Origin of the sequence: Bacillus vallismortis, from assembly GCF_004116955.1 — a bacterium.
GTDB classification, from domain to species: Bacteria; Bacillota; Bacilli; order Bacillales; family Bacillaceae; genus Bacillus; species Bacillus vallismortis.
Genome location: NZ_CP026362.1, coordinates 2,669,971 through 2,683,699, shown reverse-complemented (window position 1 = coordinate 2,683,699; position 13,729 = coordinate 2,669,971). Strand labels below are relative to the sequence as shown.

The 13,729-nt window shown below is 48.4% G+C and carries 13 protein-coding genes and 1 pseudogene; 8 read left to right on the top strand and 6 right to left on the bottom strand.

What is annotated here, in order from left to right; genetic code table 11:
- Positions 1-252: 252 nt before the first annotated feature.
- The 6 genes and pseudogenes from BV11031_RS23390 to BV11031_RS14415 form a co-directional block, all read left to right on the top strand.
- A pseudogene (locus BV11031_RS23390) lies at positions 253-618 on the top strand (methyl-accepting chemotaxis protein); the annotation flags it as partial.
- 132 nt (positions 619-750) lie between these two features.
- Complete coding sequence (locus tag BV11031_RS14435; protein ID WP_010330338.1) at positions 751-2,640, top strand: ABC-F family ATP-binding cassette domain-containing protein; 1,890 nt, start codon at positions 751-753, stop codon at positions 2,638-2,640.
- A gap of 124 nt (positions 2,641-2,764) precedes the next feature.
- On the top strand, positions 2,765-3,211 hold the full coding sequence (locus tag BV11031_RS14430; protein ID WP_010330337.1) for a YfmQ family protein: 447 nt from the start codon (positions 2,765-2,767) through the stop codon (positions 3,209-3,211).
- Positions 3,212-3,335: 124 nt separating this feature from the next.
- Positions 3,336-3,758, top strand: a complete 423-nt coding sequence (locus tag BV11031_RS14425; protein ID WP_010330336.1) for a MerR family transcriptional regulator — start codon at positions 3,336-3,338, stop codon at positions 3,756-3,758.
- 64 nt (positions 3,759-3,822) lie between these two features.
- Positions 3,823-5,013 (top strand): MFS transporter, encoded by a 1,191-nt coding sequence (locus BV11031_RS14420; RefSeq protein WP_010330335.1) that lies wholly within the window; start codon positions 3,823-3,825, stop codon positions 5,011-5,013.
- A 41-nt stretch (positions 5,014-5,054) separates the two neighbouring features.
- On the top strand, positions 5,055-5,267 hold the full coding sequence (locus tag BV11031_RS14415; protein WP_010330334.1) for a hypothetical protein: 213 nt from the start codon (positions 5,055-5,057) through the stop codon (positions 5,265-5,267).
- A gap of 35 nt (positions 5,268-5,302) precedes the next feature.
- On the opposite strand, the gene BV11031_RS14410 is transcribed toward BV11031_RS14415, so the two are convergent.
- The gene (locus BV11031_RS14410; protein WP_010330333.1) at positions 5,303-6,859 is read right to left on the bottom strand and encodes an ABC-F family ATP-binding cassette domain-containing protein; all 1,557 of its coding nucleotides are present in this window, start codon (positions 6,857-6,859) and stop codon (positions 5,303-5,305) included.
- A 173-nt stretch (positions 6,860-7,032) separates the two neighbouring features.
- On the opposite strand from BV11031_RS14410, the gene BV11031_RS14405 reads away from it, so the two are divergent.
- Complete coding sequence (locus BV11031_RS14405) at positions 7,033-8,163, top strand: DEAD/DEAH box helicase (protein WP_010330332.1); 1,131 nt, start codon at positions 7,033-7,035, stop codon at positions 8,161-8,163.
- A gap of 67 nt (positions 8,164-8,230) precedes the next feature.
- Positions 8,231-8,677, top strand: a complete 447-nt coding sequence (locus BV11031_RS14400) for a GNAT family N-acetyltransferase (RefSeq protein ID WP_010330331.1) — start codon at positions 8,231-8,233, stop codon at positions 8,675-8,677.
- 43 nt (positions 8,678-8,720) lie between these two features.
- Here BV11031_RS14400 and BV11031_RS14395 read toward each other — a convergent pair whose 3' ends face one another.
- The 5 genes from BV11031_RS14395 to BV11031_RS14375 form a co-directional block, all read right to left on the bottom strand.
- A complete protein-coding gene (locus BV11031_RS14395; protein ID WP_010330330.1) occupies positions 8,721-9,740 on the bottom strand; it encodes an NADP-dependent oxidoreductase in 1,020 nt (339 codons plus the stop codon).
- Positions 9,741-9,850: 110 nt separating this feature from the next.
- On the bottom strand, positions 9,851-10,651 hold the full coding sequence (yfmF, locus tag BV11031_RS14390; protein ID WP_010330329.1) for a Fe(3+)-citrate ABC transporter ATP-binding protein YfmF: 801 nt from the start codon (positions 10,649-10,651) through the stop codon (positions 9,851-9,853).
- A 12-nt stretch (positions 10,652-10,663) separates the two neighbouring features.
- On the bottom strand, positions 10,664-11,665 hold the full coding sequence (gene yfmE / locus BV11031_RS14385; protein ID WP_010330328.1) for a Fe(3+)-citrate ABC transporter permease YfmE: 1,002 nt from the start codon (positions 11,663-11,665) through the stop codon (positions 10,664-10,666).
- Entirely contained in the window at positions 11,662-12,663 is a 1,002-nt protein-coding gene (gene fecD, locus BV11031_RS14380) for a Fe(3+) dicitrate ABC transporter permease FecD (protein WP_010330327.1), read from the bottom strand. Before fecD ends, yfmE begins: the two co-directional genes overlap by 4 nt.
- 72 nt (positions 12,664-12,735) lie before the next feature.
- The gene (locus BV11031_RS14375; protein ID WP_010330326.1) at positions 12,736-13,683 is read right to left on the bottom strand and encodes a Fe(3+)-citrate ABC transporter substrate-binding protein YfmC; all 948 of its coding nucleotides are present in this window, start codon (positions 13,681-13,683) and stop codon (positions 12,736-12,738) included.
- Between the last annotated feature and the right edge of the window lie 46 nt (positions 13,684-13,729).

Sequence of the window (13,729 nt, the reverse complement as noted above, 5' to 3'; positions counted from 1 at the left end):
GTTCCGAAAGAATTGTTCGGATTCCCATTGATTGCACGTGCCATCCCGCTGCACGACGAGAATGGAAGAGTGGTAGGAGGCGTCGGCCTCGGAACGAGCCTTGAGGAGTCGTCAAAGCTGCATGATGTGGCGGAAAGCTTATCAGCTGTCGTTGAACAAACGGCCGCGGCCATTTCTGATATTTCTGACTCAATCAACGGGTTTTCATCTCAAATGACGGGCATTTCCTCTCAGGCGAAAAAGGTCAGCGAAAGCGCCGGTGAAATCGCCGATATCTCAGTAACCGTGAAAGGCATTTCTGACCAAAGCAACCTGCTTGGCTTGAACGCCGCGATCGAAGCGGCGAGAGCAGGAGAGTCCGGAAAAGGCTTCTCTGTCGTCGCGGATGAGATCAGAAAGCTAGCAACGCACTCAAAAGAAAATGTCGGCCAGATCGATCAGATCACGAAAAAAATCCACAGCCTGCTGAAAGGGCTGGAGGAATCCATTGAGTCGATTAATCAGCATACGGACGGACAAGCCGCCGCTGTTGAACAAATCTCAGCCACGATGCAGGAGATTTCAGGAAGCGCGCAGCATCTCGCGAAAATGGCAGAAAAAGCGCTAGAGGAAGAATAAGAGACCGGGGACAAATGTCCCCGGTCTTTTTCTATCCTTTATTTCCATGAAATATGTCTGACGTTTTACTAGTTTTATTCCAGCGGCTGATTTAAAATGTACACATGAACTTACGTGAGGATTGATAGAACCATGAGCATATTAAAAGCGGAACATCTGTATAAAACATACGGAGATAAGACATTATTTGACCACATCTCCTTTCATATTGAAGAGAATGAGAGAATCGGATTAATCGGGCCGAATGGAACTGGAAAATCAACGCTGCTGAAGGTGATTGCCGGCTTGGAATCTATTGAAGAGGGAGATATCACGACATCCGGCAGTGTGCACGTCGAATTTCTGCATCAAGACCCGGAGCTGCCTGCGGGGCAAACCGTGCTGGAACATATCTATTCCGGTGAATCGGCTGTGATGAAAACCTTGCGCGAATATGAAAAAGCACTGTATGAACTGGGGGAAGACCCTGAAAATGAACAGCGCCAGAAGCATCTGCTGGCGGCGCAGGCGAAAATGGACGCAAACCACGCGTGGGATGCGAACACCTTGGCGAAAACCGTATTGTCTAAGCTCGGCGTCAACGACGTAACAAAGCCAGTCAACGAGCTATCAGGCGGCCAGAAAAAACGGGTGGCGATTGCCAAAAACTTAATTCAGCCCGCTGATCTGCTCATTTTAGACGAGCCGACGAACCATTTGGATAATGAAACGATTGAGTGGCTTGAAGGATATTTAAGCCAATACCCCGGCTCTGTCATACTGGTGACGCACGACAGGTATTTCTTAAATCGTGTCACGAACCGCATTTATGAGCTTGAACGAGGCAGCCTCTACACGTACAAAGGCAACTATGAAGTGTTTTTAGAAAAACGCGCGGAACGGGAAGCGCAGGCTGAGCAAAAGGAAACGAAGCGCCAAAACCTGCTGCGCCGCGAACTGGCTTGGCTGAGACGGGGAGCGAAAGCCCGTTCCACAAAACAAAAGGCGAGAATTGACCGAGTGGAGGCGCTTAAGGAGCAGAAAGGCCCTCAATCATCGGGTTCACTCGACTTTGCGATTGGCTCTCACCGTCTTGGCAAACAGGTCATTGAAGCGGAGAACGTGATGATCGCTTATGACTGCCGCATGCTTGTCGACAGCTTTGATGAACTGATCATACCGGGTGAACGGATCGGAATCATCGGGCCAAACGGTATCGGAAAAACAACACTGTTAAACACCCTTGCCGGCCGTCATACGCCTGACGGCGGCCATATAACGATCGGGCAGACGGTCAGAATCGGCTATTATACGCAGGATCATAGTGAAATGAATGGCGAGTTAAAGGTCATTGACTATATAAAAGAAACGGCGGAGGTCGTGAAAACAGCGGAGGGCGATATCATTACAGCTGAACAAATGCTGGAGCGTTTCCTCTTCCCGCGTTCGATGCAGCAGACGTATATCCGTAAGCTGTCCGGCGGGGAAAAACGCCGTTTATACTTGCTTCAGGTTCTCATGCAGGAGCCGAATGTCCTGTTTCTCGATGAGCCGACGAACGATTTGGATACTGAAACACTGAGCATCCTGGAAGATTACATCGACCAGTTCCCTGGTGTTGTCATCACCGTATCCCATGACCGCTACTTCCTTGACCGTGTCGTCGACCGTTTGATTGTGTTTGAAGGAAATGGCGTCATTTCCCGCTTCCAAGGCTCCTACAGCGACTATATGGAGGAGTCAAAAGCGAAAAAAACAGCTGAAAAGCCGGCTGCTGAAGCAAAACCGGCCGAAGCTGAGCCAAAGAAAAAACGGAAAAAGCTTTCTTACAAAGATCAGCTTGAATGGGACGGAATCGAGGATAAAATTGCCCAGCTTGAAGAAAAACATGATCAGCTCGAAGCTGACATCGCCGCAGCAGGAAGCGATTTTGGAAAAATCCAAGAGCTGATGGCCGAGCAGGCGAAAACGGCGGAAGAGCTTGAGGCTGCCATGGACCGGTGGACAGAATTGTCCCTCATGATCGAAGAGCTGGAAAGCTGAAAAAAGCGCGGCCCGCAGGTGCCGCGCTTTTTTTCACACAATATACAAAAACGTAACGTCCTGCTTATGATAGGATAAAATGGTGTGTCATCGGCACATGGAAAACGAACGGAGATGATGTAGTATGACATGGACGATCGTGATGTTAATCCTCATGAGCCTGGTGAAAATCGTATTAACCTGTCTTCCAACAGGCGTCATGGAATGGCTGCTCAGCAAATTCGCGGTGCACGCCAAGCTGAGTGACGAAAATGCTGTTCTCTCCCTAGATGGAAAACGTCTTGAGGGTGAAAAGAAACAGAAGGTGATTGCCCAATTTAACGAAGCTGTCTTCCTAGAGAAATATTATATCTACCCAGGTGACGAAGAGCGTTATTTACATCCGGAAAACGGCGGCACGCCGTTGGTAATAGATATGAAAAAAGGCAAAAAAGATGTGAAACTGTTTGTATACAGCTATGACGACCATATCGACGTCGTCAAACAATACAAGAAGAAAGTCATTGCGTATCAATTGCTTTCTGAAAGCCTTCAAAAAGGATCTCTGTCAGTGACAGGAAGTATAGCTTAATCAGGATGTGAAAGACGGTTGCTTTATGCTGCTCGTCTTTTTTTATTGTTTTTTAAACCTTAACGTTTACGTTAAGGTTTAAAAGGTGTATAATGGTAACAGAAACGGCGAAGGGGGATTTACCTTGGAATGGATGAAGATTGATCAAGTAGCCAAAAGAAGCGGCCTGACGAAGCGTACCATCCGATTTTATGAAGAAATCGGCTTGATTCCGGCGCCGAAACGGACAGACGGCGGCGTAAGGCTTTATTCAGAGGATGATATGGAGGAGCTTGAGAAAGTCATCAGCACAAAAGAGGTGCTCGGGTTCTCCCTTCAGGAGCTTCAGCATTTCATGGAGACAAGCCGCCAGCTAGAGTTAAACAAAGAGGGGTATTTGTTGTCACTGGACCCTAAGGAACGGAAAGAAAAACTGGAGGAAATTCAGGAAAGCCTGAATCACCAGCTGGATTTGATTGATGAGAAAATCCGTACATTCCAAAGCTTTAAAGAACGCCTGCAAGGCATGAAAAACAAAGCGGAACGTGCCATTCAGTCAATCGAATGAAAAATTTGCCAAACGCTATTTTGTAGCGTTTCTTTTAATGGAATCATAATGGAGGTCAAGTCAAATGGATAAGACAACACAAGTGAATCAGAAAACAGGCTTGCTCAGCCAGCCGAAAGCGGTATGGGCTGTCGCGTTTGCCTGTGTGATTTCCTTTATGGGAATCGGGCTGGTCGATCCAATTCTTCCGGCAATTGCCGCACAATTACATGCTTCACCTAGTGAAGTATCACTCTTGTTTACAAGTTATTTGCTTGTCACAGGATTTATGATGTTTTTCTCAGGAGCCATTTCCAGCCGTATCGGCGCGAAATGGACATTAATTCTAGGACTCATTTTTATTATTGTGTTTGCGGGGCTTGGCGGCAGCTCAAGCTCAATTGCCCAGTTAGTCGGCTATCGCGGCGGCTGGGGATTAGGGAATGCTTTGTTTATTTCAACAGCGCTTGCGGTCATCGTCGGCGTGTCAGTCGGGGGCAGCGCCCAAGCAATTATTTTGTATGAGGCGGCGCTCGGTCTCGGGATTTCTGTCGGGCCGCTTGCAGGCGGAGAGCTCGGAAGCATGTCATGGCGCGCGCCGTTTTTCGGCGTATCTGTCCTGATGTTTATTGCGTTAATCGCGATTTCTATCATGCTGCCGAAATTGCCGAAACCGGCGAAACGCGTCGGTGTGTTTGATGCCATGAAGGCGCTCAAATATAAAGGGCTGCTGACAATGGCGGCATCGGCGTTCTTATATAACTTTGGATTTTTTATTTTGCTTGCTTATTCTCCGTTCGTTCTGGATTTAGATGAACACGGTCTCGGTTATGTCTTCTTCGGCTGGGGACTTCTGCTGGCGATTACGTCAGTCTTTACGGCGCCGCTCGTGCATAAAGCGCTGGGCACAGTGCGTTCGCTCGTCGTTCTCTTTATCGCTTTTGCGGCCATCCTCATCATCATGGGGATCTGGACAGGCCATCAGACATTGATTATTACATGTATCGTTGTCGCCGGTGCTGTCCTCGGTATGGTGAATACGATCATGACAACAGCTGTGATGGGGGCTGCGCCGGTTGAACGTTCTATCGCGTCTTCAGCCTACAGCTCAGTCCGCTTCATCGGCGGCGCGCTCGCTCCGTGGATTGCGGGAATGCTGTCAGAACACTTCACCGCAAGCACACCATATACGGTAGGCGGGATCGTCGTTTTTGTCGGCATGCTTGTCCTTCTCATGGGACGTAAACATCTTGCCGGAATTAAGGCGGGACATTAATAACGAAAGACACTGCTCATGAGGCAGTGTCTTTTTGAATCGTGCAACTTCCCATTACAACCTTGCTGTATCAATATACATACAGCATCATGAAAAACAGCTTTTCCGTCGAATGGTTCACCGCATGGGCTAACGAGGAAGACGTTGAGCTGTCTGCCAAAAGAGAGCTGACACTTGATGAATTCACATCGCCATTGCAGCTCATTTTAAAAGACAGAGAGCTTTTGAGAATCGTTCAGAAAAAATGGCAGTAAAAAACCCGCCCTTCAGCAGGCGGGTTTTCTTCGATTTAAAGCACTTTCGTCGTCCAAGACTCGCAGTTCCACGTTTCTGTCGCGATATCCATATAAAACTCTGGCTCATGGGAAATGAGCAGAATGGAGCCTTTGTATTCTTTGAGCGCGCACTTGAGCTCTTCCTTCGCGTCGACATCCAAGTGGTTTGTCGGCTCATCGAGCACCAGCAGGTTTGTTTCTGAATTGATCAGTTTGCACAGTCTGACTTTCGCTTTTTCGCCTCCGCTTAATACGGAAACGCGGCTTTCGATATGTTTTGTTGTCAATCCGCATTTTGCCAGAGCGGCCCGGATTTCATACTGCGTGTAAGAAGGGAATTCGCTCCATACCTCTTCGATGCACGTATTGTTGTTTGTTTCCTTAACCTCTTGCTCGAAATAGCCGGTAAAGAGGTGCTCGCCGCGTTCAACCGAGCCTTCAAGCGGCTGGATTTCGCCAAGCAAGCTTTTCAGCAAGGTCGTTTTTCCGATCCCGTTCGCGCCGTAAAGGGCGATTTTTTGGCCGCGCTCCATGCGGAGGTTGAGCGGGCGTGACAGCGGGGAATCGTAGCCAATGACTAAATCCTTCGTTTCAAAAATCAGCTTGCCTGACGTTCTCGCCGGCTTGAAGTGAAATTCCGGCTTTGGCTTTTCTGCCGCAAGCTCGATCATATCCATCTTATCGAGTTTCTTTTGGCGGGACATCGCCATATTTCTCGTGCTGACACGCGCTTTGTTGCGGGCAACGAAATCCTTCAGCTCCGCGACTTCCTGCTGCTGCTTTTTGTACGCTGCTTCAAGCTGCTGTTTCTTCACCTCGTAGACTTCCATAAACTGATGGTAGTCGCCGACATAGCGTGTCAGCTCTTGATTTTCAACATGATAAATCAGGTTGATGACGCTGTTTAAGAACGGAATATCATGGGAAATCAGGATAAACGCGTTCTCATATTCCTGCAGGTAGCGTTTCAGCCACTCGATATGCTGCTCGTCAAGATAGTTGGTCGGTTCATCGAGAAGCAGAATTTCCGGTTTTTCAAGGAGAAGCTTAGCGAGAAGAACCTTGGTGCGCTGTCCGCCGCTTAAATCGGTGACATCACGCTCTAATCCGATATCGCTCAAACCGAGGCCGCGGGCGATTTCTTCCACCTTGGAATCAATGACATAAAAATCATTGTTCGTCAGGGCGTCTTGAATCACGCCGACTTCTTCAAGCAGCTTTTCGAGCCCGTCGGGATCAGCTTCGCCCATTTTGTTGTAAATCTCGTTCATTTCTTCTTCCATCGCAAATAAATAATGGAACGCGTCTTTCAGGACATCACGAATGGATTTTCCTTTTTCCAGCACGGTATGCTGATCCAGATAGCCGACACGTACATTTTTTGACCATTCGACTTTTCCCTCATCAGGTTCGAGCTTTCCGGTAATAATATTCATAAAAGTGGATTTTCCTTCGCCATTTGCGCCGATCAGCCCGACGTGCTCGCCTTTTAGCAGGCGGAAGGAGACGTTATTAAAAATGGCCCGGTCACCAAAGCCGTGGCTTAAATCCTTTACAGATAAAATACTCATATTTACACCTCTATCGTTTATCAAACACGCACAGCCGGCGTGTATTATTTACCCTTATGATTATAAAGGAGGAATCGGAATGTTGAAAGGTATAGGAAAGAAAAAGAAAAATTGCGTTCCGGGCGAGGTTTTGAGATACTATGGAATAGATTTCACGAATTGAGGAGAAAAAAATGACGCAAACTTGGCCATTTTTACATAATGCACAATCATTTATTCAAGAGAATTGGAATGCTTCCGGTTTTCAAAAGCCGACACCTGTTCAGGAACAGGCGGCTCAGCTGATTATGGACGGAAGGGATGTCATTGCGGAATCGCCGACAGGAACAGGCAAGACGCTGGCGTACGCGCTTCCGGTCATGGAACGGATCAAACCAGATCAGAAGCATCCGCAGACAGTGATTTTAGCGCCATCCCGTGAGCTGGTGATGCAGATCTTTCAGGTGATTCAGGATTGGAAAGCGGGATCAGAGCTGCGCGCGGCTTCCTTAATCGGCGGGGCGAATGTGAAGAAGCAGATCGAAAAGCTGAAAAAACATCCGCATATCATTGTCGGCACGCCGGGCAGGGTATTTGAGCTGATTAAAGCGAAGAAATTAAAGATGCATGAAGTGAAAACGATCGTGCTTGATGAGACGGACCAGCTTGTCCTGCCGGAGCATCGCGAAACGATCAAGCAAATCATGAAAACGACATTAAGAGACCGCCAGCTTCTGTGTTTCTCTGCCACGCTCAAAAAGGAAACAGAGGACGTGCTCCGCGAATTGGCCCAAGAGCCTGAGGTATTGAAGGTGCAGCGTAGCAAGGCGGAAGCTGGGAAAGTGAAGCACCAATATCTGATTTGCGAGCAGCGTGACAAAGTGAAGCTGCTGCAAAAGCTATCAAGGCTTCAAGGCATGCAGGCACTCGTATTTGTGAGAGATATCGGCAACCTGAGTGTATATGCGGAAAAGCTGGCATATCACCATGTCGATCTCGGCGTGCTGCACAGTGAAGCGAAAAAAATGGAGCGGGCGAAAATCATTGCCGCGTTCGAATCCGGGGAATTTCCGCTCTTATTAGCGACTGACATTGCCGCACGCGGCTTGGATATTGAAAACCTGCCATATGTGATCCATGCTGATATTCCTGACGAAGACGGCTACGTTCACAGATCAGGCCGAACAGGCCGGGCCGGAAAAGAAGGCAACGTGCTGAGCCTCGTGACTAAACTGGAAGAATCAAAGCTGAAAAAAATGGCGAAGAAGCTTGGCGTGGAGCTGAGTGAAGCTGTTTATGCAGGCGGAAAACTGAAGATAAAATAAAGGAGGGCGGAAAGCCCTTCTTTTTTGTTGTAAAATAATAGAAAAGAGTATGCGCGGGGGTGGGGAGATGGCTTCAATAGACAGGTTTCAAATAGTGAAGGAGCCTGAGCTGGAAATCATTGAACACTGGTTCCGGAATAAGGAGACCAGACGGAGAATGGATGGGATGCTGCCTTTAGACGTGTGGTATGCACGAGTGAATGAAGATGAAAACGATTCTGTCATTATGGCATATGACGGGCAGCTGCCGGCGGGAATGGTCGTTATGGAGTTCGTGGAGGAGCGGGCTTATATTGGATTGATCGTCAATCCTTTGTATCGGCTTCAAGGGTACGGAAAACAGATATTAAAAAAACTGCTAGGTGACCCTGATTTTACTAGAGTGCGGGAATGGGCTGCATGCATTGAAGAAGACAATCGAATCAGTTTGGCTTGCTTTCAAGGAGCGGGATTTACGTTGGAAGACACGGAACCTGATGAAGATGGCTTTCTCACGTTGATTTTGCGCATCTGACTTTATAAAAAAACAAAAGGAGGGCTTTTTGCCCTCCTTCATGTCAGTTCGGATCACTGACTTTGATCAGCTGTTTGCCTTTATTTTCTCCTTTAAATAAGCCGAGAAACGCGTCAGGAATGTTTTTGAAGCCTTCTGTGACGGTTTCCTCGTAATGGAGCTTTCCATCCTTCAGCCATTCGGCCAGCTGTTTTGCTCCTTCAGGAAAACGATCAGAGTAGTCGCTTACGATAAATCCTTGCATCAGCGACTTCGTTTTGATGAGTTTCGATTGGACGCGAGGGCCCATGTCATCTGCTTCACTTTCCGCGTTGTAGGAAGAAATGGCGCCGCACACCGGAATACGGGCAAATTCGTTGAGCAGGTTCATGACCGCATCTGAAATTGGGCCGCCAACGTTGTCGAAATACACATCGACACCGTTAGGACAAGCGTCTGCAAGCGCTTTTTGGATATCATCCACTGTTTTGTAATTGATGGCTTCGTCAAACTGCAGCTCCTGTTTTAAATAGGCGATTTTTTCATCAGAGCCCGCGATGCCGACGACTCGCGCGCCTTTGATTTTGGCAATCTGTCCGACCGTTGAACCGACGGCTCCCGCAGCCCCGGAGACGACCACGGTTTCGCCTTCTTTCGGGCGCCCGATGTCCAGCAGTCCAAAATATGCCGTTAAGCCGGTCATTCCCAAAATGCCGAGATAGGCCGAAGCGGGAGCGAGGCTTGTATCAATTTTTCGCAAGGCAGACTCGCTCACAGCGGAAAATTCCTGCCAGCCGAGGTTTCCGATAACGATATCTCCTTTTTTCAGATGCTCTCCGTCTGACACGACTTCAGCGATCACCCCGCCAGAGAGTGCTTCATCCAAGGCGAAAGGTTCAACATATGATTTCGTATCCTGCATACGGCCGCGCATATAAGGGTCAACGGATACATAAAGTGTTTTCACTAACACTTCCCCTTGCTTCGGCTCGGGAACCTGAATGGTTTCAAAGCGAAAGTCTTCATGAACGGGAACACCTTGCGGACGTCTTGCTAATTGAATTTGCTGTTGAGATGCTGTCATTTTCATCCTCCTATTACTATTACTTGATTGACACCACTGTAACATGGAGAGGGGAAGAAATACAAAAGGTAAGTCGGCATACAAAAAAGGAGAGGGGGTTCCTCTCCTTTTTATGTCGCCCGTAATTTCGGGCACAGTCCGGTCGGCAGGCACATGGGCTTCTGGTCGATCGGACTTCTCATGATGCAGCATTCCAAGCCGAAGACTTCACGGAAAAACGGCTGGGTAAACACGTCTTCCGGTGTTCCGGCATTATAAATTTTTCCGTCCAGTACACTGATCAGATAGTCCGCATATTGAGCGGCTTGATTTAAATCATGGAGCACCATCACAACGGTGCGGCCATGATCGCGATTCAGCTTTTTCAGCAGCTCAAGCACTTCAATCTGGTGTGATATGTCTAGATACGTGGTCGGTTCATCAAGCAAAAGCAAATCAGTGCCTTGAGCAAGCGCCATGGAAATCCATGCTCTTTGTCTTTGGCCGCCTGAGAGGGCATCCAGTGTCCGCTCTTTCAGCTCCGTCATTCCTGTCGCTTCCAGCGCCCACTCTACCATATCGTGATCCTCTTGGGTATGCTTGGATAACAGCTTTTTATGAGGATGTCTGCCGAAATAGCATAATTCCTCTACCGTCAATCCTTCAGGCGCCTGGGGCGATTGAGGAAGTATGGCAAGTTTTTTTGCGACTTCTTTTGACGGCTGGCGGTGTATATCTTTTCCATCTAATAGAACCGTACCGCTTTTCGGAGACATCAATCTGGCGAGCGATTTGAGGATTGTTGATTTCCCGCAGCCATTGGCGCCGATAAGCGCAGTGATTTTTCCTTCTTCTATTTGTAAGTCGACTCCGTCTATAATCACTGTGCTGTCATATGAAAGAGTGAGCTGGTCCGCAGCCAGTTTTCCCATGGTATCCTCTCCCTACTGTTTCCTCGCTTCGAATTTCAATAGATATAAGAAATAAGGCGCGCCGATCACGGCTGTCAAAATTCCCGCCGGTATTTCAACCGGAGGCATGATGCTGCGCCCTAACGTATCCGCAATTAATAAAATAATAGCACCAATCAATGCCGATGCAGGCAGTAAATATTTAGCTTTTTCTCCAGTAAGCCGTCTGGCGATATGCGGAGCAAGCAAGCCGATAAAACCGATTGAACCGACGGCGGCTACACAGCTTCCCGCCAGGGCCACCGCGGTGAAAATCAGAATGAACCTCAGCCGGTTGGCGTTTTCGCCGAGTCCCTGTGCAAGCTCATCACCGAGTGACATAAGATCCAGCTTCGGTATGAGAATGCAGACGATCGGCAAAAGAATCAATAGCCATGGCGCAAGCAGCTTAATTTCTTCCCAATTTCTCCCCCAGAGGCTGCCTGTCAGCCAAATGAGTGCGGCATTCACGTCGCCCGGAAACTTGACCATCATAAATTGCATCCCCGCGTGGCAAACAGCGCCTAATGCGATGCCTGATAAAGCCAATGAAGAGGGCTGAATGCTTTTTTTGCGGGCTATTATTAACAATAGTACAGCAATAATGGCTGCTCCGGCAAACGCGGAGAACGGAAGCACGTACACCGGCGATTCAGGAAAGATGAGAATCACCGCCATCGCCGCAAGCCCGGAGCCTTTTGAAATGCCGACTACGTCCGGAGAAGCGAGCGGATTGCGGATGACGCCCTGCAAAATCGCTCCGGCCGCGGCAAGCCCGGAACCGGCCAAAATCGCTAATAGTATCCGTGGAAGGCGGTATTGCTGGATGATGAATGCAAAGGAATGATCCAGTCCCAGCAAATTCGCCACCACCGCATCCGGTGAAATGTATAACGCACCAAAGCCGATGCTGATGATTGACAGAACGATCAGAAGCACGGCTAATATGAGTATCGCCAGCAAGGGGCGTTTTTGTTTTCTGGTTGTTTTCATCATTTCAGATTTCGCCCTTTCCTTGCCAAATATAAAAAGAACGGTGTTCCGATAATCGCCGTGACGATGCCGACCGGTGATTCATAAGGAAAGGCAATCCATCTGGCCAGAACATCGGCGTACACCAGCAAAATGGCACCGAACAGCGCTGAAAACGGAAGGACGTATTGATAATGCTCTCCGATCAGCTTGCGGACAATATGGGGTATGAGCAGTCCGACAAAACCGATCGGTCCGGCGACGGCTACGGAAGCGCCGGAAAGAATGAAAATGATAAAACTGATCAGAATCCGGATACCGTTCATATTTTGCCCAAGCCCTTTTGCCGTTTCGTCCCCGAGACCGAGAACAGAAATAGAACCGGAAAACACGAGGGCAAGCCCGATGCCGATGACAGAAAACGGAGCGATGGTCATGACATCCTGCCAATTGCTTCCGTCTATCGCGCCTGTCATCCAGTACAGCACATCCTCTCCCGACTCATTTAAAATAATGATGGCCTGTGTCATGGAGGAGAGGAACAAATGCACCGCCATCCCCGACAGCGCCAGCTTGACAGGTGTCATTCCGCCGGATGAGGCAATCGTATACACAATCGCGCCGCCTGCAGCCGCACCCGCAAAAGCGAATACAACGGAGGAATAGGGCGATGCCGGCAGAATGACGAGAGCAGCAACAACAAAAAGCGACGCACCCGCATTCACACCGAAGATTTGAGGTGAAGCCAAAGGGTTTCTGGTCATGGCCTGCATCAGCGCCCCTGCTACGGCCAGACTGGCACCGACGAACACGCCGATTAATGTGCGGGGAAGGCGAAGAGTAGAGATGATGAGCTGTTCCTTTGACCCATCCCATACAAAAAGATATTTCAATGACTCTATGATGCCAATGTCTGAGGCTCCTACTGAAAGATTCAGCCCAAGACCAAATATCAAAAGAATAAGTGCGATGAAGAACATCACCAGTCTTGATGATGAGCGCCGTTTGGCTGAATGATACAACAGTCTCACTTCCTTACTGCGTCTGGTTGCAAAAACGAAGAAGCAAGGATTTCCCCTCGCTTCTCATTTGTCCTACTTATTGTACACTTTTTTTAGCACGTCCTTGGCGCTTGTTTCACTAGACTTGATGCCTCTGAATCTAGTCCAAGTGTCACGGTCCGCATCATAGACTTGTCCGTTTTTCACCGCTTTGAGATTTTTCCAGAGCGGGTTCGTTTTCCACTCGTCTACAATGGTCTTGCCGTCGTTGGCTGAGATAAACAAAATATCCGGATCGATTTTGCTTAATTGCTCAAGGCTGACCTCTTGATAGGCGTTATCCGACTTCACAGCGTGTGCAAAGCCAAGCATTTTAAAGATTTCTCCGTCATAGGATGATGATGTATGAAGCTGGAAAGAATCTGCTCTTGCCACCCCGAGTACGATGCTGCGGTTTTCATCTTTTGGTAGCTCCGCTTTTAGACCGTCGATGACTTTGTTGTGCTCGGCGAGCTTTTCTTTTCCTTCATCTTCTTTATTTAATGCTTTGGCAATGGTTGTAAAGCTGTCGATCGTCTCGTCATAAGTCGCTTCCCGGCTTTTTAATTCAATCGTCGGGGCGATTTGTTTCAGCTGTTTATAAATGTTTTTATGGCGCTCAGCGTCGGCGATAATGAGATCAGGCTTCAGTGAGCTGATGACCTCAAGATTCGGCTCGCTGCGTGTGCCGACAGATGTATAGTCAATGGAGCTGCCGACCAGCTTTTTAATCATATCTTTTTTGTTGTCATCGGCGATGCCCACCGGCGTAATGCCGAGATTGTAGACAGCATCCAAGAATGAAAGCTCAAGGACAACCACTCGTTTCGGTGTGCCGCTTACAGTCGTTTTTCCTTCTTCGTGCTGGATCACTCTGGAATCCTCAGACTTGCTTTCGCTGCTTCCGCTGTTATTCTGGCTGGATGAACAGCCGGATATCATCAAGCAGGCGATCAATAATACACTCATGATGGCTATCAACTTGTTAGAATAGATGCGCATGTCATTCTTCCTTTTTAAAATTTTGTAATGAGAATCATTATCACAT